The organism is Marinobacter sp. M-5 (assembly GCF_032911545.1).
GTDB classification, from domain to species: Bacteria; Pseudomonadota; Gammaproteobacteria; order Pseudomonadales; family Oleiphilaceae; genus Marinobacter; species Marinobacter goseongensis.
The window spans coordinates 433,114-450,859 of sequence record NZ_JAWJEK010000002.1 but is presented as its reverse complement, the minus strand read 5'-3'; the positions used below and the strand labels follow the sequence as shown (position 1 = coordinate 450,859).

At 62.3% G+C, this 17,746-nt stretch carries 16 protein-coding genes; 4 read left to right on the top strand and 12 right to left on the bottom strand.

Translation table 11 applies throughout. The features are described from left to right. Positions 1 to 130: 130 nt before the first annotated feature. On the top strand, positions 131 to 2,842 hold the full coding sequence (locus R0125_RS11400; RefSeq protein WP_317238255.1) for a molybdopterin-dependent oxidoreductase: 2,712 nt from the start codon (positions 131 to 133) through the stop codon (positions 2,840 to 2,842). Here R0125_RS11400 and R0125_RS11395 read toward each other — a convergent pair. The 6 genes from R0125_RS11395 to R0125_RS11370 all read right to left on the bottom strand — a co-directional run bounded on the left by R0125_RS11395 (position 2,788) and on the right by R0125_RS11370 (position 6,710). Continuing rightward, the gene (locus R0125_RS11395; protein ID WP_317238254.1) at positions 2,788 to 3,498 is read right to left on the bottom strand and encodes a hypothetical protein; all 711 of its coding nucleotides are present in this window, start codon (positions 3,496 to 3,498) and stop codon (positions 2,788 to 2,790) included. The two genes, R0125_RS11400 and R0125_RS11395, sit on opposite strands and share 55 nt — an antisense overlap. Positions 3,499 to 3,631: 133 nt before the next feature. Continuing rightward, on the bottom strand, positions 3,632 to 4,150 hold the full coding sequence (locus R0125_RS11390) for an Hcp family type VI secretion system effector (protein WP_317238253.1): 519 nt from the start codon (positions 4,148 to 4,150) through the stop codon (positions 3,632 to 3,634). Positions 4,151 to 4,365: 215 nt separating this feature from the next. Continuing rightward, positions 4,366 to 5,079, bottom strand: coding sequence for an energy transducer TonB (locus R0125_RS11385; RefSeq protein ID WP_317238252.1), 714 nt, complete (start codon positions 5,077 to 5,079; stop codon positions 4,366 to 4,368). Next, a complete protein-coding gene (locus tag R0125_RS11380) occupies positions 5,076 to 5,489 on the bottom strand; it encodes an ExbD/TolR family protein (RefSeq protein ID WP_248184645.1) in 414 nt (137 codons plus the stop codon). The genes R0125_RS11385 and R0125_RS11380 overlap by 4 nt, the downstream gene beginning before the upstream one ends. Next, positions 5,486 to 5,908 (bottom strand): ExbD/TolR family protein, encoded by a 423-nt coding sequence (locus tag R0125_RS11375; protein ID WP_248184647.1) that lies wholly within the window; start codon positions 5,906 to 5,908, stop codon positions 5,486 to 5,488. Before R0125_RS11375 ends, R0125_RS11380 begins: the two co-directional genes overlap by 4 nt. Continuing rightward, a complete protein-coding gene (locus R0125_RS11370; RefSeq protein ID WP_317238251.1) occupies positions 5,895 to 6,710 on the bottom strand; it encodes a MotA/TolQ/ExbB proton channel family protein in 816 nt (271 codons plus the stop codon). Before R0125_RS11370 ends, R0125_RS11375 begins: the two co-directional genes overlap by 14 nt. Before the next feature lie 198 nt (positions 6,711 to 6,908). On the opposite strand from R0125_RS11370, the gene R0125_RS11365 reads away from it, so the two are divergent. After that, on the top strand, positions 6,909 to 9,254 hold the full coding sequence (locus R0125_RS11365; protein ID WP_317238250.1) for a GGDEF domain-containing protein: 2,346 nt from the start codon (positions 6,909 to 6,911) through the stop codon (positions 9,252 to 9,254). An 11-nt stretch (positions 9,255 to 9,265) separates the two neighbouring features. Here the strand turns inward: R0125_RS11365 and R0125_RS11360 are convergent, their stop codons facing one another. After that, positions 9,266 to 10,027 (bottom strand): sulfite exporter TauE/SafE family protein, encoded by a 762-nt coding sequence (locus tag R0125_RS11360; protein WP_317238249.1) that lies wholly within the window; start codon positions 10,025 to 10,027, stop codon positions 9,266 to 9,268. 13 nt (positions 10,028 to 10,040) lie between these two features. Then, positions 10,041 to 11,159: a hypothetical protein gene (locus tag R0125_RS11355; RefSeq protein ID WP_317238248.1), complete on the bottom strand. Its 1,119-nt coding sequence runs from the start codon at positions 11,157 to 11,159 to the stop codon at positions 10,041 to 10,043. Positions 11,160 to 11,199: 40 nt separating this feature from the next. Here R0125_RS11355 and R0125_RS11350 point away from each other — a divergent pair, with 40 nt between their 5' ends. Both R0125_RS11350 and R0125_RS11345 read left to right on the top strand, forming a co-directional pair. Continuing rightward, complete coding sequence (locus tag R0125_RS11350) at positions 11,200 to 12,702, top strand: amidase (RefSeq protein ID WP_317238247.1); 1,503 nt, start codon at positions 11,200 to 11,202, stop codon at positions 12,700 to 12,702. 155 nt (positions 12,703 to 12,857) lie between these two features. Further along, entirely contained in the window at positions 12,858 to 13,475 is a 618-nt protein-coding gene (locus tag R0125_RS11345; RefSeq protein ID WP_248184659.1) for a hypothetical protein, read from the top strand. A 74-nt stretch (positions 13,476 to 13,549) separates the two neighbouring features. Here R0125_RS11345 and R0125_RS11340 read toward each other — a convergent pair whose 3' ends face one another. From R0125_RS11340 to R0125_RS11325, 4 genes are all read right to left on the bottom strand, one after another. Continuing rightward, positions 13,550 to 14,698 (bottom strand): HupE/UreJ family protein, encoded by a 1,149-nt coding sequence (locus R0125_RS11340; RefSeq protein WP_317238246.1) that lies wholly within the window; start codon positions 14,696 to 14,698, stop codon positions 13,550 to 13,552. Next, positions 14,695 to 15,801, bottom strand: coding sequence for a tetratricopeptide repeat protein (locus R0125_RS11335; RefSeq protein ID WP_317238245.1), 1,107 nt, complete (start codon positions 15,799 to 15,801; stop codon positions 14,695 to 14,697). Before R0125_RS11335 ends, R0125_RS11340 begins: the two co-directional genes overlap by 4 nt. A gap of 94 nt (positions 15,802 to 15,895) precedes the next feature. After that, positions 15,896 to 16,132, bottom strand: a complete 237-nt coding sequence (locus R0125_RS11330; RefSeq protein ID WP_248184669.1) for a hypothetical protein — start codon at positions 16,130 to 16,132, stop codon at positions 15,896 to 15,898. An 11-nt stretch (positions 16,133 to 16,143) separates the two neighbouring features. After that, a complete protein-coding gene (locus tag R0125_RS11325) occupies positions 16,144 to 17,610 on the bottom strand; it encodes a DUF4331 domain-containing protein (RefSeq protein ID WP_317238244.1) in 1,467 nt (488 codons plus the stop codon). Between the last annotated feature and the right edge of the window lie 136 nt (positions 17,611 to 17,746).

Genomic DNA, 17,746 nt, shown 5'->3' with positions numbered 1-17,746 from the left:
CTGAGACCTTCCGACCACATCGGGTCGGAATAATCCCTGACACAGGCAACGAAGCCCGCCATGTTCCCGGCCGTGAATACGCCCGGAATATGCCGGGCTTTTTTGTTGCCGTCTGATAGCCGGAGCGCCCATGCCGACGCCGATCCATGATCAATCAACGCCAATCAATACCACCTGCCCCTACTGCGGAGTTGGCTGTGGCGTGTTGGCAACGGCTGACCCGGCGCCCACGGTCACCGGCGACGCCGAGCATCCGGCCAATCAGGGCCGGCTGTGTGTGAAAGGCGCCAGTCTTGGCGAGACCCTGGGCGATCATGGCCGGCTGCTCATCCCCAAAGTGGGCGGCGCTGAGGTCTCATGGCCGGTGGCCCTGCAGGCTGTCGCCTCGGCCATCCGGGCGGCTACGGACACCTATGGCCCGTCGTCCGTGGCGTTTTACCTGTCCGGCCAGTTGCTGACGGAAGACTATTACGTGGCCAACAAGCTGGCCAAAGGCTTTATCGGCACGCCCCATGTGGACACCAATTCCCGTCTTTGTATGTCATCGGCGGTGGCCGCACACAAGCGTGCGTTCGGCGGCGACCTGGTGCCCGCCTGTTATGAGGATCTGGAACTGGCCGACCTGCTGGTACTGACGGGTAGCAACGCGGCCTGGGCTCACCCGGTGCTGTACCAGCGCATGAAAGCGTCGGCCCGCCCCGGGCGCAAAGTCGTGGTGATCGATCCCCGCCAGACCGCCACCACCGAGCTGGCGGACCTGCACCTAGCCCTGCGACCGGGTACCGATACCATCCTGTTCAACGGTCTGTTGGTGTGGCTGGCGGCCACCGGTGAACTGGATCAGGCCTACGTGGCACAACACTGTGCCGGTTTTGACGAGGCGCTCGCGGCCGCCACGGTGGCGGCGCCCAGTGTGGCGGCGGTGGCGCAGGCATGTGATCTGCCAGTGGCGGATGTGGAAACCTTCTACCACTGGTTTGCGGCGGAGCAGCGCACGGTCACGGCGTTCTCCCAGGGTGTCAACCAGTCGGTTGCGGGCACCGACAAATGCAACGCCATCATCAATTGCCATCTGGCCACCGGGCGGGTGGGCAAACCCGGCGCCAGCCCGTTTTCTCTGACCGGCCAGCCCAATGCCATGGGAGGCCGTGAGGTGGGTGGTCTGGCCAACACCCTCGCGGCCCACATGGATTACGACACCCCCGACGCGAAAGCCCGGGTTGCCCGCTTCTGGCAGTGTGAGGCGGTGGCCGATGGCCCAGGGCTGAAGGCGGTGGATCTGTTTGATGCCGTCGAGCGGGGCGAGATCAAGGTGCTGTGGGTGATGGCCACCAACCCGGCGGTGAGCCTGCCCGAGTCCGACCGGATTCGCCAGGCACTCAAGCACTGCCCGACGGTGATCGTGTCCGACTGTGCCGCGCACACCGATACCCTGGACTGTGCCGATATTGCCTTGCCGGCTGCCGGCTGGGGCGAAAAGGACGGCACCGTGACCAATTCCGAGCGCTGTATTTCCCGTCAGCGCCGTTTCCTGCCATTGGCCGGTCAGGCCCGGCCGGACTGGTGGATTGTCTCCGCGGTGGCGGGGCGGCTGGGGTACGGCGACCGGTTTGACTATCAGGGCCCGGCGGATATTTTCCGTGAACACGCCAGGCTCTCGGGGTTCGAGAACCCGGGCAGCCGCGTGTTCGATATTTCCGGGCTGGCAAAGTTGAGTAATGAAGCCTACGACACGCTACTGCCGACCCAGTGGCCGGTGCCGGCCGCTGGCGCCCGCTCGCCCCAACGGCTGTTTGGCGATGGCCGGTTTGCGACCGAAGACGGTCGTGCCCGATTCGTGCCGGTGCACTCGATCCTGCCGTCCCAACAACCCTGTGATGCCTACCCGATGATTGTGAACACCGGCCGTATCCGCGACCAGTGGCACACCATGACCCGCACCGCCCGCGCCCCACGGTTACTGGCGCACCGTGCCGAGCCGTTCATTGACGTGCACCCGGACAATGCCCGTGAGCTGGGGTTGGTAAGTGGCTCACTGGCGCTACTGGAGGGCGAGCGCGGGCGCTTTCTGGGGCGGGTCAATATTCACGATGGTCAGCGTGCCGGCGAGGTGTTTGTGCCCATCCACTGGAACCGCCAGTTCTCCGGAGACGCGGTGGCAACGGTACTGACCGACAGGGTGGTGGATCCGGTTTCTGGCCAGCCAGAGGCCAAACATGGCCGCGCCCGGCTGCGGCCATGGCGAGCGCGCTGGCATGCCCGCCTGCTGGTGCGGGGAAATCGTTCGCAACGCTGGCAAGCCGATTACTGGACACAACAGCCATTGGCTGGCTGCACCAGCTGGTGGCTGGCCGGCAAAGCGCCGGTGGATTGGCCAGTGGACGGTCGCGACTGGCTCGGTGGACCGCCGCAACTGGTGATGCAGGACAGTCGTCAGGGCCGCTTCCGCGCCGCTCGGCTGGTGGACGGGCGGCTGGAGGCGGTGTTACTGGTGGAGCGTGATCCTGCCCTGTTACCGGCGGTGGACTGGTTGGCCGGAGTGTTCGCCGAGGACGAGATCAGCGCGACCACCCGCCGGCAATTGCTGGCGGCCCGCGCAGTGGATACCGAGGATATTGGCGCGCTGGTGTGCAGCTGCTATCAGGTGGGCGAGAAGCAGATTGAACGGGCCATCGCCGGGGGTGCTGGCAGTGTGGAAACCCTGGGCGCGAAACTGCAATGCGGCACAGGTTGCGGTTCCTGCCTGCCGGAACTCAAGGCGTTGATAGCGGATGCCGGCGGATTGGCTCAGGAGGCCGGCGCCGGGTCTGCCCTGCTGAGCAGTGACACCGGTACCCGGTAGCGCAAGCCCCGGGACGGACCGGTGCCCTCCACGGTGCAGGTCTTGCGGTTGACGCGGATAATGTCGCCCCGGTGCTGACGGCGCCCGCTGCCAAACTGGACACTGTCCCCCACCTGCCAGTTGGCCGCCAGTTGCCGCAGGTGAGGGCTCTCAAAGCGCTGATGGGGTAATTCGATACCCGCCTGCTCGGCCTGCCGCTGCAGGTAATCCCGCGCCGCCTCCGCGCCACCACTGGCGTGCAACTGATCCAGAATCTTGTAGAAGTGCCGGTTGTGAACCGAGCCGCGGAAGCGTTTGCCGGCGTTGTGTTGCAGCAGATGGGCAAACTCGTGGCAGCAGGTGTGCGCCAGCAGGTTCAGGGTGGTCAGTTCACCCCCGAAGTATCCCCGCTGCTGAATCTCGCGTCCGGACAGCCAGCCGGCGGCGGAGTGAGCCTCATGCTTGGCCACGATCATGCGTATGCCGTAGGTGATCTGATGCTGTTTACGCTGCGGGTCAAAGCGATGATAGGTGGCCTGACCGGAGCCGACGCGGCAATGCAGGGAGCTGCGGGTGGATTGCTGACGAAGCCAGGGCTCTGCCGGTGCCCAGAGAATCGTGCGGGTGGTGTCGCACATCAGGGTGCCGAGGGCACGTGCGGTGGTCTGTTCAGCCATGATGTATCCGCTGCAACCTGAAAGGTTGTGAAAGTGACGTGTGCAGCGGTGATGATACCGCCAGTTCGCGGCGGGGTAAAAACAACAACGACCAGCAAAGGCTGGCCGTTGGTCTCGCAATGTGCGGAAACGCTTACGCTTCGAACGGGGAGCGCCAGTCGTCGGCGCCGGAAGTACCGGCAACGGCATGCTCCCAGGTGACCTTGCGGTAGGCCACAGATACTTCCACCAGTTGGGTGAACTCGGCCTTGGTCGGATCCTGGCAGTGGGGCATCTTGCAGTCGATGTTGATGATGGTGGCATCTTCCAGGATGGTGGAGAAGAAATGCTCCTGCTTGCCTTCAACAGACGTGCGGTACCACTTCATCTCTACTTTCGGCAGCATCTCACCGGACGCCAGGGCGTTGTACATCAGCGGGGTGGCTTTGTTCAGGGCCGCGGTGAATTTGAACGGCTTGTGAATGCGCTGACCCGCCGGCTGGCCGGACTGGGGATCGGTGGGAACGGTGACAACGTGGTTGAATTCCTGAACCAGTACTTCGTCTTCGTGACCTTCAACGTAGATGTTGCCGACGGAATCGGAAGTGAATGCACCTGCGGTGATGTTTCCCTGGGTCTGGCCTTCGATGCTGATATAACAAGGAGTTGGCATAGTCTGCTCCATGACGTGTGAGTGAGTAATGTCCCCGGGCTCTTCCCTGGACGGAAGAAAGGATTACAAGAGCTGTGCCAGATCAATAAATAATAATAAAAACAGATAATTAAGGTTTTTTGAGACACGTGCCGCTGCAGCTGAGGCAAGACTTTGCTTTGGCGCGGGCGAGAGTTTGCTGGCCGGGCAACCGTTTGCCCGGCTTATGCGGGCGGTCAGCGCAGGCTGAAGCGAACCGGCAGGGCATACCGGAAGCGCTCGCCGGTCATGGAGTCCGGCACTTCCGGTAGTGGGGCGGCCTGCTCCAGCATTTCTATGGCAGCGTCATCCAGCAACCTGTGCCCGGAAGACTGCCTTAATGAATGATCGACCAGCGTGCCGTCACGACTGAATTCGAACACAATCACCGGCGAGCCCTGCTGGCCCAGGCGGCGGGCGCGGCGGGGGTATTCGTAGAAGCGGCTGAGGTGTCGGCTCAGCCGGCTCAGATACTCGTCCACGTTGCGGGAGGCTCCAGCGCTGAGTTCCACCTGCTGGTTCTGGTTCCGGGTGTCCGGGTTCTGCTCGGTGGTTTCGCCGGCCTCCTGGTCTGCGGCCGGCTGCTCCGTCTGTTCCGGGGTTTGCGGAGTCGGCTCTGGCTCTGGTTCGGGCTCGGGCTCGGGTTCCGGTTCGGGCTCGGGCTCGGGCTCGGGCTCGGGCTCAGGTTCTGGCTCAGGTTTCGGTTCCGGCTCTTTGGACTCTGTTGGCGCGGGCTTTTTACGGGGCGCTCCGGCCAGAGAGATCTTCATGGCGGGCGCGGCAGTCACAGCGGCTTCGCCCAGCGGTTTGAGCGTGGGCACGCTTTTGGGTGCGGCGAGGGCAATAGCCACGGCCGTGATCAACACCGACAGCATCAGGAAAGTGGCACGAACCCTGTTTCCCGCGGTCATGATCCGGAGGGCTCCGTTAACAGGATCACGTCGGTGTAGCCATTGTCTTCCAGTGTGCGCAGCAGGCTTTCCAGATCCGACATGGCGACGTCTCCGGCGGCGGCGATTCTCAGGGGGCGGTTGTCGTCCGGTGTTGGCAGTCTGGCTGGCAGGTCCTCGCGGGTTACGGTGTCTCCATCCACCTGCCACTGCAGATCAGCAGTGACTGCCATGTCTGCTTCTGGCGCCTGCCGCTGGTCAGCGCGGGCGGCGGCCGGTAAGTCGGGCAGTGGCGTGTCGGCCAGCTGCCCGGCCACAATAAAGAACATCAGCAGCAGGAACACCAGGTTGATCAGAGGCAACAGCGCGTCTTCCACCCTCTCCATCAGTGATTTGCCTGAGGTGGCGGGTGGCGGAACCAGATCGGTCATGGCTGGCTCTCCGGCGTGGTTGTGCGCTTCCAGTGGGCCGTGAGGTTGGCGTCAGCGGTGTTGCTGCGGGTTTGATTGAGTGTGCTCAGCGTCCGGGTGAAGTCACTCAATGAGGTATTCGTGGCGGTGCTGACGTTGATCTCATGGATGTTCCGCGCGTTCAGTGTCGCCGTCAGCTCTTCGAGCCCATAGCGCGTGTCTCCCCACTCCAGCGAGCCATCGGCCAGCACCCTCACCTCCGGGATCGGCTCACCCGTGGTCGGGCTGGTGTTGCCCGTCTGGTTGGCCAGCTCGATATGGTCCACCGGTAACAGCCTGCTGGTCAGCATGAAAAACACCAGCAGTATGAAGACCACATCGATCAGCGGGGTAATACGGATCGGTAAGGGGCGGCTGGGCCTTGGTTCAACCAGCTGCATGGGCAACGCGACTCTCGGTTTCGGTTTCCGTTACCGTGTGGGGCCGGCTGACTTCTGCCGGCTTGCGGGTCGCCGGGGAGGACAGTTCCACCTCGGCAGTATCGGAGTCAGAGGATTCTGCGCGGTGTTCAACGGCGAAAATGCTGACCAGGGCTCCGTTCATGGTTTTATGAATACGGCGCAAGCGGAACTCGATCCAGGCGGCCAGCGCAGCGAACGGGATGGCGACAACCAGTCCGGCGGCGGTGGTGGTCAGGGCCTCATAGATCCCGCCACTGAGTTGGGTGGCATTGGCGCGACCTTCGGTGGCAGCCATGGCACTGAAGGCCTCCATCATGCCCAGCACGGTACCCAGAAGGCCGAGTAGTGGCGCGAGGGCGGCGATCACTTCAATGATCTTCAGGGGCGCCTCAAAGGGCTCCAGTGCCCTGTGGGCATCTCGCGTGGCGGTTTCCCGTACCTGTTGTGGGCTGCGCCGGGCCAGCTGGCTTTCCATGGTGTTGATCACCAGGTGGTGCAGTGGGTTGAGCCCTGACCAGAATGTCTGCTGCTGTCGCAGCTGGCGCGGGGCCCGATCTGACGGGTTTTGTTGCCAAAAGGTAATCGATTTTTTAAGTTTGGAGCTCAGTCTGGGCGTGTAAAACGTGCCAAACAGCATCAGGTAGACAAAGGTCACTGCACCGGCCGCCGCCAGAGCAATGAGTACCACCATGACCGGACCACCCATGCCAATCAGCTGGTTCAGCGGGCTTGAAAGCGTCGCCAGGGATTCGGGGGCGGTGGTCAGTGGTAGGTCGGACATGAAAATCGCCTCGGTACTTGAAGTAGATCTAAATAATAACGATTATCACTAAATTTTCAAGTCCGTAATCCGGGCTCAGGGCGGTCTCTGTTAAAATCCTGAAACTGTTTTCATTGCCTGAACGTCTCTGTACCAACGTGTGTATAGACCTGGTTGATTGCAGGTTGCCCTACCCTGTCTGTCCGGAGTAACGCTGTTGTGCTGATCAAACGCTGGTTTGGCAGTCTGGTAAACCGAGCCGTTGCATTGGTTATTCTGGTGATCGTGCTGTCCGCGGTGATGGTCACCATCGCCGGTACACTCATGAGCCGCGGCGAGCTGGAGTCCCAGGCCGAAGCCGAAGTGGCCACCATTGTCGGCCTGCTGGCGGAGGACCTGGACGAAAAGCTGTCGCGCCGGCGCGAGATCCTGGCCAACATCGCCCAAAACCTCACTATGGGTGAGGAGGTACTGGCGGCGCGGGCCAGGGTGCTGGTGCGTCGCGAAGTGGCGTTGCGACACTTGTTCAACGGGGTCTATCTGATCGACGCGGACGGCCGTGTCATTGCCGAATATCCGGAAGAGTTCGAGCAGGTGGGGCAGGACGTCAGCCAGCGAGCCTATTTCCGCGAAACCACACAGACGCTGACGCCGGTGATCAGCCAACCCTATCGGTCGTTCTATCAGGATCTGCCTGCGGTCATGATTACCGCGCCCATCTTCGACCATAAAGGCCGGTTTATCGGCATGATTGGTGGCTCGACCATGCTCAGTGGCCGCAATTTCCTGGAGCGGGTCGGTGAGGTTCGTATCGGCCGGTCCGGGTATGTCAGTGTGGCCACCCGCAACGGCATTACCCTGGCCGACGGCAAGATACGCCGGGTGATGGCGCCGGTGGATGCCACCAACGAGTCGGTGGCGCTTGCCATGACCGGCTTTGAGGGGGTGTTGCGCTCCGAGGATGGCGCCGGCAATCAGGTCATCATGGCGGTGCGCCAGATGGCTGAGGTGCCCTGGTATGTGGCCGGGGTGTGGCCGCTGAAAGACGCGTTTGCGCCGGCCAACCGGCTGGTGGATAACCTGCTTTGGGTGCTGCTGGCGGTCATTGCGGTACTGGCGCCACTGGCACTGATCGTGTTCCGGGGATTGATGGTGCCGCTGAACGTGCTGGGGAATCAGCTCGCCGAGCGTCATCTCGGGGTGCGCACCACCCCGGTGGATGTGTTCGGGGCTCCGGAAATCCGCCAGGTGGCGGAAACCTTCAATACCGTGATGGAAGAGCGTGATGAGGTGCTGTCCTCGCTGGCGGAACGTGAGGCGTTTTTCCGCTCGCTGACCCAGAGTGCGCCCATCGGGATCGTACAGACCGACGTGCTGGGGCGCATCGAATTCGTCAATCCTGCGTTTGAAACAATCACCGCCAACAACGGCCACGCGCTGCTTCATCAGTACCTTATTGCCGGGGTGTATGAAGACGACCGGCAAATGGCGCTGGCGGAGTGGTCGGCGGCACTGCGCAATCATGAGGTGTTTCACGGTCGTTTCCGCCTGAAACGCAGTGATTCTGACCTGCCGGTGTGGGCGGATGTGATGACGGCGGCCATCGAAACGCCGGAAAAATCCCTGGGTACCATCACGGTGGTGCGGGATATCACCCGCGAACTGGCGGTTGAAGACGCCCTGCGGGAAGAACAGCAGCGTGCCGACAGCATTCTTGCCGTGCTTCAGGAGGGTGTGCTGATGGTGGATACCCGGGGGGTGATCCGCTACGCCAATGGTGCGGCCTGCGCCTTCGTGGGTAACGGGGAAAACTGCGAGGAGCACAATTTCTTCGAGCGGGTGGTGATCGAGGACCGGTCGCGGCGGCTGACGTCCGCGGATTTCCTGGCCGGTGAGAATTTTGCCAACCTCTACGTGACCCTGCGCAACCGTCGCGACCAGGAATTCGATATCGACCTCACCATGCTGCACCTGCGCAAGGGCCACGAGAACGAGCGCCTGGTGTTTGTGTTACGGGATGACAGCGAGCGTCGCCGCCAGGAAGAACGGCTGTCCTGGGAGGCCACCCACGACAGTCTGACCCAGTTGATGAACCGTCGTGCCTTCAATGCTTCGCTGATGAAATGTCTCACTGGCGCGGCAAGACAGGAATCTGCCAGCGTGCTGATGCTGATCGACCTGGATTATTTCAAGCCGGTCAACGACGAAGGCGGTCATCTGCTGGGGGATGATCTGCTGAAGCGGTTGGCGGATCTGTTCAGGGAATCCGTGCGTCAGTCCGACACCGTGGCGCGACTGGGCGGCGACGAATTCGGCATTATCCTGCCGGCGTGCGGGCTGGAGCGGGCGGAATCCCTGGCCGAGCGCATCCGCGCCGGTGCCCAGGATCTGCGTATCGAGCAGGATGGCAAGTTCTACGGTGTGACCACCAGCATTGGTCTGACGGCACTCTCGCCGGATGACCCCGGCCCGCGGGAAATCATGGCACGGGCGGATCAGGGCTGCTATATCGCCAAGGCCGAAGGGCGCAACAAGGTCATTGTGGTGCCCGTTGCGGGTGCCTGACCCGGGCACCGTCAGGCCATTGCCGCACTAAGGGCCTGCCAGAGCAGGCGTAGCGCCAGCACCGTGAGTAACAGGTTGAAGGCCTGACTGAACAGCCGGTTACTCATGGTTCTGAGCACATGAAGACCGACCCAGGTGCCCAGGAAGCCGAAGGCGATCATGCCGAGGATGAACGGCAGCCAATCCCGGAAGACAAATCCCGCCACGCCGAACACCAGCGCCTTCGGGGCATGCTGCAGGCACATGGCCGTGGCGAAGGTGGCGACCGTCGTGAACCGGTCGCTGTGCATCTGCTTGATAAACGCTGCCACCAGGGGCCCGGTCGCGCCCACGAACAGGCTGACAAAGCTGGTTGCGGCGGAGGCCAGGAACACCCCGAATGGCCCGAAAGCGCCTTTTGGCAGGCTCGGGCCCCAACACAGATACAGCACGAACAGGGCGATGGACAGCTGCCACAGGTGCGCCGGCAGGTCCACCAGCAGCCAGGCGCCCAGGGCGGCCCCCACCAGCACGCCGGGGGCAAACGCAGCGATGGTTCGCCAGTCGGTGTGGCGCCAGGTAAGCACGGCGCGCCCGCTGTTGGAGCCCAGCTGGATCATGCCATGAACCGGAATGATCGCCGCCGGTGGCACCCACATGGCCATGAGCACCAGCAGCAATACTCCACCGCCGGCGCCCAGGCTGGCGGTCATCATGGACGTCACGGCAGACGCCAGTAACAGAAATGCCGCCACCGGCACCGACAGGCTTTCAGGAATCAGGGTCAGGTCCAAGCGGTGATCTCGCTCATGGTTGGCAGAACTCCGAACTGCCGAGCTCCGGGTTTTTGCACAGGGCTTCCGTGGCCAGTTGCACATCGGCAACGTAATACAGTGACGCCAGCCCAAACCGGTCTCTTCCGAGGTTGTGGAAGATCATGCCAAAGGCGATGTCGCCGGCGGTGTAGCTGTCGTGGTTGTCGGCGAAGTAGGCGGCCGGTCTGGACAGGGTGTCGTCGTCCATCAGGGCCTGCACCCGTGCCGCGCCGCCGTGGTATGCCTGCACCAGCAGGAGGGTGAACAACCGGTCCTGCTTTTTCGGTGGCAAATGACCGAAACGTTCCTCGAACACCGGGCGCAGGTTGCGGGCGTTCTGGTTCATCAGCTTCAGGGCGCAGTCAATCTGCGCCAGGCGGTGCCAGTAGTTGGCGGGCTGGATCCGGCAATCATCAAGGGCCGGAGGCGATAACTGCAGGATACCCCGGGCGTTGGCCTGGGAGTGTGCCCGTTGCCGGCCGCCGCTTTCGATCAGAACCTGCCCTCCCAGGTAGCGGGGGAGCTCCGGTGGCAGGTCGAGGCGTTGCTGTTTTGCCCGCGTCTGATAGACGTAGAGCAGCGCCTCGTGGAGCGTTCCCGGCTGGTCGGCGGAGCCGAATCTCAGGTCGTCCCAGGCGCCCCACATCCGATCCTCAGGCTGCGTACCGAAATAACGGGCCACAGCCTCATCAATGTTGACGTGGGGCTGGTCGCAGGCCAGCGCGAAGGGATAGCCGGTGGTGTCAGGAGCACCCTTTGCCCATGCATCGGCTCGCCCGCTGTCTGCCAGGCGCGCGCGGGTCTTGTTCAGCCGCTGCTGGGTTTTTTCACGGCTGTCGGCGTCGTTCATGTACCCGAGAAACTGTCCACGCATGTTGTAGAGAATGTGGCGTTCGCGCTCGGCGCAATAGCCGGTCTCTTTCAATACCCAGCGGCGGATGGTGACAATGTTCTCGTAGACACCCTGACTGACCCAGTAGGGTGAACTGCGCACGATGTCTTTCCAGTCCGCGACCGGTTCGTTGGCACTGGCTGTCGGTAGCGCCGTTGCCAAAACCAGCAACGGGACAAACAGGACAAGCTGGCGGCAGCGCTTGAGTCTGATGGTCATAAACGTTATACCCATGGGTCTCCAGAGCTCAGAATAACAAATGGAAGCGATGATGAAGCAATCCGAATACCTTCGATACGACGCCGTTGCACTGGCTGATCTGATTCGCCGCGGAGAAGTGTCTTCCCGCGAGGTGTGTGAAGCCGCCGTGGAACGGGCAGCGCAGGTGAATGGTAGCCTGAACGCCATCTGTTACCCCCAGTTTTCCGACGCCCTTGAGCAGCCCCATCCCCAGGATGCGCCTTTTTCCGGCGTGCCGTTATTGCTCAAGGATCTCGCGCAGGAGCAGGAGGGACATCCGTGCACGTATGGTAGCCGCGGTTTCAAGGCCAACATTGCTGCGAAAAACTCGGAGTTTGTCCGCAGGGCCCTGGGCGGCGGCCTGGTGATCCTGGGGCGCACAGCAACCCCGGAGTTCGGCCTGAAGGCGGTCACTGAATCGCGGCTCTGGGGCCCGTCACGCAACCCCTGGGATACCCGGCTCACGCCCGGCGGTTCCAGTGGTGGTTCCGGCGCGGCAGTGGCTGCCGGCATCGTGCCCATGGCCGGCGCCAACGATGGCGGCGGCTCCATCCGCATTCCCGCGGCCTACAACGGATTGTTCGGGCTCAAGCCCTCCCGTGGCCGTATTTCTTCCGGCCCTTTCATGGGTGAGGCCTGGACCGGGGCCTCCTCGGATCACGTGGTCAGCCGCACGGTACGCGACAGCGCCACCATGCTGGATGTGGTGGCCGGGCCGGCCAGCGGTGATCCGTTCGTGATTCCGCCACCGGCGGAACCCTTTGCCCGCTTGATGCAGAAAACCCCGGGGCCGCTGCGGATCGGGGTGTTCACGTCCTCGCCCTACCATACCGAGGTCGCGCCGGAGTGCGTAGCCGCGGTGGAGGAGACCGCACGCATTCTGGAAAACCTCGGGCATCACGTGGAATATGCCCGCCCGGAATTCGACGGTATGGCGCTGGCTCGCTGTTACCTCGGACTGTACTTCGGCGAGGTGTCGGCGCTGATCGAAAAAGCGAAAACGCAACTGGGCGCCAAGGATGAGGACTTTGAACTGGATACCCGGCTGATCGGCATGCTGGGGCAGACCATGCCGCTGGCGGAGTACGTCAGCCGTCGTCAGCAATGGAACGAGTTTGCCCGTGCGCTGGGTGCCTATTTCAGCCGCTTTGACCTGTATCTCTGCCCCACCACCGGGCAGTTGCCGGCCCATATCGGAGAGCTGGACACCCCCGCGCACCTGCAGTTTGCGGCGCGCCTGATGCTGACGCTCAAGGCAGGAAGGCTGGTGCACAGGAGTGGACAGGTGGATCAGATGGCCCTGGAAAGTCTGGCCAGAACCCCGTTTACCCAGCTGGCCAACCTCACCGGGACACCGGCCATGTCTGTGCCGATGCACTGGACCTCCGCCGGGCTGCCGGTGGGCGTTCAGTTTGGTGGGTGCCATGGCAGCGAGGGCACACTGTTCCAGTTGGCGGCACAACTGGAAGAGGCCAGTCCCTGGTTCTCCCGGTACGAGCGTCTGGACGCGGGTATCGCGTGATGGCCGAGTGCCCGCGGGCCAGATGAATCGCGCTGTTGTGATCCGACATCGGAAATGCCACGTTTATCTTTGTAGGCGTAACAGGCTATGCTGTAAGTCAGGAGGGTGCCAGCCTTCCTGACAGACCCTGATGGCATCGAGGAGGCGAGCGCATTATGAACCAACCGATGGCAATCGACGAACTGGTATCAGTAGCACAGGCCGAAGCCATGGGGGAGCTTGACGCCCCGATGATGGCGATTGTCCTGTCCAGCGAACAAAGCTACGATTTGCCCATCAATTCCCTTGAAACCGATGCCGACAAGGCCCGCTGGGGATTAATCCTGCGCGCCGCCCGCGAGCATGTGGAAGCGGATGCCGTGGCGGTGCTCTACCCCGCCTGGACCACCATTCGCCACAAAAAGCCCGAGAAGGAGACCGTCGAGGCGGCCGAAGACCCGGCAGAAGACAGCGGCGAAGACGCCGAACCGTCTGGCCCCATTGACACGCTGTTCGTGCAGTTGCACACCCGCGATCACGTCTACTGGCGCGGGTTCGAGCAGATTCGTGACCCCAAGCACCAGCGCATTATCGGGTTCCGGCGCATCAAGGCGCTGTCGACCGACTACAAACGGGATGAGGCGCCGTCGGTGGCCGCATGGCTGAGCACGTTGTTCGAGCCATTGCCGGACGAAGGCGAGGAGACCGATGTGGATCGGGAACTGGCGGATCTGCTGGAGGAGCCGGAAGTGAGCGCCGCACTCTACCCACGGCAGATGCGCGCCTTGCATTGATTCCCCGCTGACCCGCGGTCGAAAAAAAACATCTGGCGGTCGCTACGACGCCAGATGTTTTTTTTGAGCCAACGTCAGATACTGGCCGCCCGTTCGGCGACCCAGTAAAGGCTCAGCCCGCCCACCGCCAGCAGAATGGCGGGCACCGCGGCCCGTTCGTAGAGTCTGAACCGGCTAAACAGGTACAGCGTCGGAAACAGCACCAGCAACAAGCCAAGCTGTCCCAGTTCCACGCCCAGATTGAAACCGGCCAACGCCACCGCCAGTTGTGATACTCCCGACGTCAGATCCCCCAGCACGCTGGCAAAGCCGAAGCCGTGGATCAGCCCGAAGCCGAAGGCCAGCTTCCAGGTTTTGCGACCCAGGATGGGCCAGACCACGTTCAGCGCCGCTATCGCGATGGACAGGGCGATCACCGTTTCCACCCAGGCGATGGGTAACGTCACGATGTTCAGGGCGGCCAGCGCCAGTGTGATGGAATGGGCCACCGTAAAGGCTGTGACAATGCCCACCAGCTCAAGCAACCGGGCTTTGAGCCCGCGCTCCGCGACCATGCCCCCGGCTGATTGGCGGCGGTTCAGCGGCAAGGTCGCCGGCAGCATCAACACCAGCAGGAACAGGATGTGGTCCAATCCGATCAGCAGATGGATAACCCCCTCGTAAAGAAAGGTCACGAACAGCTGCAGGACGTTCCCTGCGACACTGCCGCTGTTTTCCAGCGCCAGGGTCCGGTCATCGGGGCCCAGCACCCCCAGGCGTTCGTCCTGACTGTCGGTAATGCTGACCAGGCTGCGATGCAGCGGATCCCGGTCAAACAGCAAGCTGTATTCCAATGTGGCCGGTGGCTGATTGTCTAGGCAGGCGACCTGATAGCGCCCGGCCGCATAGGGGCCATCGCTGTGGCGGGAGAGCCCCCACTGTTGCCCCACCAGCTGACAGCGGCCGGCGCTGTTGCTGAGCGTCAGACCCTGTTCCACCAAGCGCGTGATGTCGGCGCGGGCGCTGCGGACTTCGGCACCGTTGAGCTGACCGTCGCCATTCCCGTCCAGCGGCAGCAGCAGCGCAAGATCCCTGAGGGCCAGGTCGATGCGCACCTGGGACTGGGTCTGGTCCAGGTAAATAAAGCTGTCGCTGGCCTTGTGCGCCCAGCCAGCGGAGGGCAGTGCTAACGACAGGAGCAGGGCAAGGCTGAAGGTCAGCCCGGATAGTGAGCGTTGCCTCATGAGCGTGTCTCCGGATAGCGGGCGTCGGTCTGGTTGTGACGCTGCAGCCAGGCCCGGACTTCCGTGATGGCGGCGTCATCGCCTGCGGCCTCGGCGGCGCGGAGCAACAAGCGGGTGTCCAGCGGCTCACGCTGATCCTGCCAGTTTTCGCGGGCATAGCTGAGGGCGGTCTGGTTGTCGCCCTCGACATCCAGCGCATAACGCGCAAGGTCGCGCTGATGGAGCAGGTTGCCTCGCCAGCGGGCTTCTGCGAAGCGTTCGTTCAGCATGGCGGTCAGGCGGTCAGCATCGGCATGATCCAGTTGCTTCATGGCGATGGCGCGGATGACTGCGAGTGAGTCGACCTGCTCGTACTGCTCTGTCAGTGCGATGACGGCTTCCGGGTCGCCCTTGTTCAGCAGCCAGTCAGCCAGCTGTGCACGCGAGTAGAGATCGTCCGGCGCCAGCACCAGAACGCGTCGCCAGTGTTGCTCGGCGGCCACAAGACCCAGCTGCGCTGCGATATCGGCGAGCGTACCCTCGGCCCAGAGCAGGCTGGTGGTGTCAGCACCGGACGCGCGGTTTGTGAGGGTCAGTAACGTATCGTACGCGGTCTGCGGGTTGCCGGTGCGTGCCTCAACCTGTGCCAGGCAGCTGCCGGCAATCAGGCCGGGAAACACGGTGGCGAGCTGGTTGCACTGGTCCAGGGCTGGAGTGTAGCGGCCTTGCACCAATTCCAGGTTGGCGAGGGTCAGGCTGGCTTGCACCGTCTGCGAGCGATCATCCGATTGCTGGATAACCTGTGTCAGTTGCTGACGGGCAGCGTCAAAGCGGTGCAGGCTCTGGTCGAGCGTCGCACTCAGAATGTGTAGACGGTCGGTCATCCGCTCTTGCGGCCAGCTGTTCAGCAAAGCCTGCGCGTAACCGAGGTATCGGGGGTCGCCCAGAGAACGGGCTTCGGTCAGATACGCCTGGACGCGGTCGGCTGCATCGCGGGCGGTTTGTGGTGGATTATCGGGAGTCTGGGCACCGCTTGGCAGGGTGATCAGAATTTCCTGATCGTCAAAGTCTGTTTCAATCGCAGCGGGAGCGGCCATCACGCTTTCCATAGCCAGTGCCGTCATCAGCACCGCGATGGAAAAAACCCTGCGCCGAGGCGCAGGGTGGAGGGCCGTCAGCCCCGGTTCGGAGACAGGCTGACGGCAGAGCCCCGAGGATTCAAAACAGGTCGTCGAACGCCCGTTCGTTGTCCTGGTCATTGAAGCGGAACTCCAGTCGGTTGATATTTACTGGCGCGCGAGTCGCGCTGGTTTGTTTGATCTCATTTTTCACAAAGGTTGTGTAATCCACCGAGATACTGAGATCTTGATCCGGTGCGTTATTTTTGCTGGATCCGCTGAAACAGCCGGTCAGCGCCAACGACACGATCAGGGTAATGCCGATTCGCAATGTCATGGTGGTTCTCCCTAGATACCGCTATCGTTGGGTGAGCCGGCGAGCGGAGTCGCGAGGTATGGGAAGGCGTCATCCAGTTCCGCCGGATCCAGCAGGACGCCGTCGGTCAGCGGTGCGTCCTTGTTCGGCGCATCGTCGGTCAGTGCACCCATGACAACCCGGAGGGCAACGTCGACGGTATCGTCGATCGGACGACGACCGTTGGGGAAGCCGGCATTATCGCCTCCCAAAACACCCAGATCATCTTGTCCAGCTAATGGGAATGCGGCAATTGCCGGATTGAGACGCAACATTTCCGAGCCGGTGACGCCTACCGGTTGGTTCAGATTCGGTACACCGGTCAGGAACGCGGTGACCAGATCGTTTCTCGGGGTTTCTGGCGCTACCGCGACACCGGCAAACAGAATCTCCAGCAGTGCCGGCAAGGTCGGGTTGGTCACGTAGGTGGCAAACTGACCGTCGTTCATCGGTTCACTGGCGTTGAAGCGATCCTTGTCTTTCAGGCCAATAACCACTTCGTTGACCAGGGGCATACCCAGACGTGACACCTGAGTGAAGGCGCCACCCTCAACGGTCGCACCCTTGCCATTGGCGGTGGGTGCCGGGTTGATCACCCGTGCCTGGCGCACGCTGGCCGTGGTCCAGCCACCGATGACCGGATCGCCGGACGCGGTCTCGGCACTGCCGGTCAAGCAGGCGGTGGGCACTTCCAGGGCGAACGAAGTGATGTTCTTGTCCGCGAGGTCGCCGTCACCTTCACCGTCTCGTGCTCCCAGAGGATTGGTGTTGACCAGGTCGAAGATCTCGCCCAGGTTGACCGCAAAGGCCTCTTTGCGCTGACCGACGAAGACTCGGCCGTCGGTGGTGCAGCCCGGAATGGCGATGTCGAAGATGTGCTGTTTGGCGTAAGCTTCGTAACCGCCAGGGAAAGACTTCTCGCCGATGTTATCCAGCGGTTTGGCAAAGGTTTCCATGCCGGTGGTGACGTTGGTAGCGGCCTGACGGGTACCGCTGCGACGGTCACCGCGAATAACCGTCACGGTATAGTCCTGGCGCATCTGCACGTTGGCATTGTTACTGGCATCGCCAATGTTTTTCAGCGGCACAGAAACCATTTCGCCGCCGATGTCCAGCTGGATATCGTTCAGGATGTCTTCCATCTGGAACTGGAAGGTGATGTCTTCCTGGGCGTTGCCGGAGTTATCGATATGAATCTCGTAGATCGCGTCCTCGTCCAGATCGAAATAGTTAGGCCCGCCATAGGCGTCCTGGAGGGGGAGGTAATTGGCGATCAGGGTGACAAAATCCGCCCGCCCCGGCTCGTAGCTCCGGAACATGTAGAAATCGGTGCCATCAACCTTGGGCACTTCGGTGATGAAAGGTGCCTCTCGATGGCTGGAGGCAGACGCCGTACCTGCTGTCAGGCAGAGCCCGGCAACCGCAAGGGCGAGGCCGGAGCGCTTTATTACTGTATTCATTCCGCTTTCCTCATTTTATTTGGGTATTGCCTTAGAAGTAACGTGGTGGTGCCATAAAAAGTTGCAGAGCGCAGCTAAAAAATCTGGTGCGCTGAATCGCCTGGCCTATGCAACCCTGACGGGTGTTGCTACGTAA

What these genes read in the sequence shown, in the direction of transcription:
- R0125_RS11370 (WP_317238251.1), bottom strand. Translation starts at nt 6,710, where the DNA reads ATGTCCGACCTACCACTGACCACCGCCCCCGAATCCCTGGCGACGCTT.
- R0125_RS11340 (WP_317238246.1), bottom strand. Translation starts at nt 14,698, where the DNA reads ATGAGGCAACGCTCACTATCCGGGCTGACCTTCAGCCTTGCCCTGCTC.
- R0125_RS11400 (WP_317238255.1), top strand. Translation starts at nt 131, where the DNA reads ATGCCGACGCCGATCCATGATCAATCAACGCCAATCAATACCACCTGC.
- R0125_RS11325 (WP_317238244.1), bottom strand. Translation starts at nt 17,610, where the DNA reads ATGAATACAGTAATAAAGCGCTCCGGCCTCGCCCTTGCGGTTGCCGGG.
- R0125_RS11395 (WP_317238254.1), bottom strand. Translation starts at nt 3,498, where the DNA reads ATGGCTGAACAGACCACCGCACGTGCCCTCGGCACCCTGATGTGCGAC.
- R0125_RS11335 (WP_317238245.1), bottom strand. Translation starts at nt 15,801, where the DNA reads ATGACGGCACTGGCTATGGAAAGCGTGATGGCCGCTCCCGCTGCGATT.
- R0125_RS11390 (WP_317238253.1), bottom strand. Translation starts at nt 4,150, where the DNA reads ATGCCAACTCCTTGTTATATCAGCATCGAAGGCCAGACCCAGGGAAAC.
- R0125_RS11380 (WP_248184645.1), bottom strand. Translation starts at nt 5,489, where the DNA reads ATGACCGATCTGGTTCCGCCACCCGCCACCTCAGGCAAATCACTGATG.
- R0125_RS11350 (WP_317238247.1), top strand. Translation starts at nt 11,200, where the DNA reads ATGGAAGCGATGATGAAGCAATCCGAATACCTTCGATACGACGCCGTT.
- R0125_RS11385 (WP_317238252.1), bottom strand. Translation starts at nt 5,079, where the DNA reads ATGACCGCGGGAAACAGGGTTCGTGCCACTTTCCTGATGCTGTCGGTG.
- R0125_RS11375 (WP_248184647.1), bottom strand. Translation starts at nt 5,908, where the DNA reads ATGCAGCTGGTTGAACCAAGGCCCAGCCGCCCCTTACCGATCCGTATT.
- R0125_RS11330 (WP_248184669.1), bottom strand. Translation starts at nt 16,132, where the DNA reads ATGACATTGCGAATCGGCATTACCCTGATCGTGTCGTTGGCGCTGACC.
- R0125_RS11345 (WP_248184659.1), top strand. Translation starts at nt 12,858, where the DNA reads ATGAACCAACCGATGGCAATCGACGAACTGGTATCAGTAGCACAGGCC.
- R0125_RS11355 (WP_317238248.1), bottom strand. Translation starts at nt 11,159, where the DNA reads ATGACCATCAGACTCAAGCGCTGCCGCCAGCTTGTCCTGTTTGTCCCG.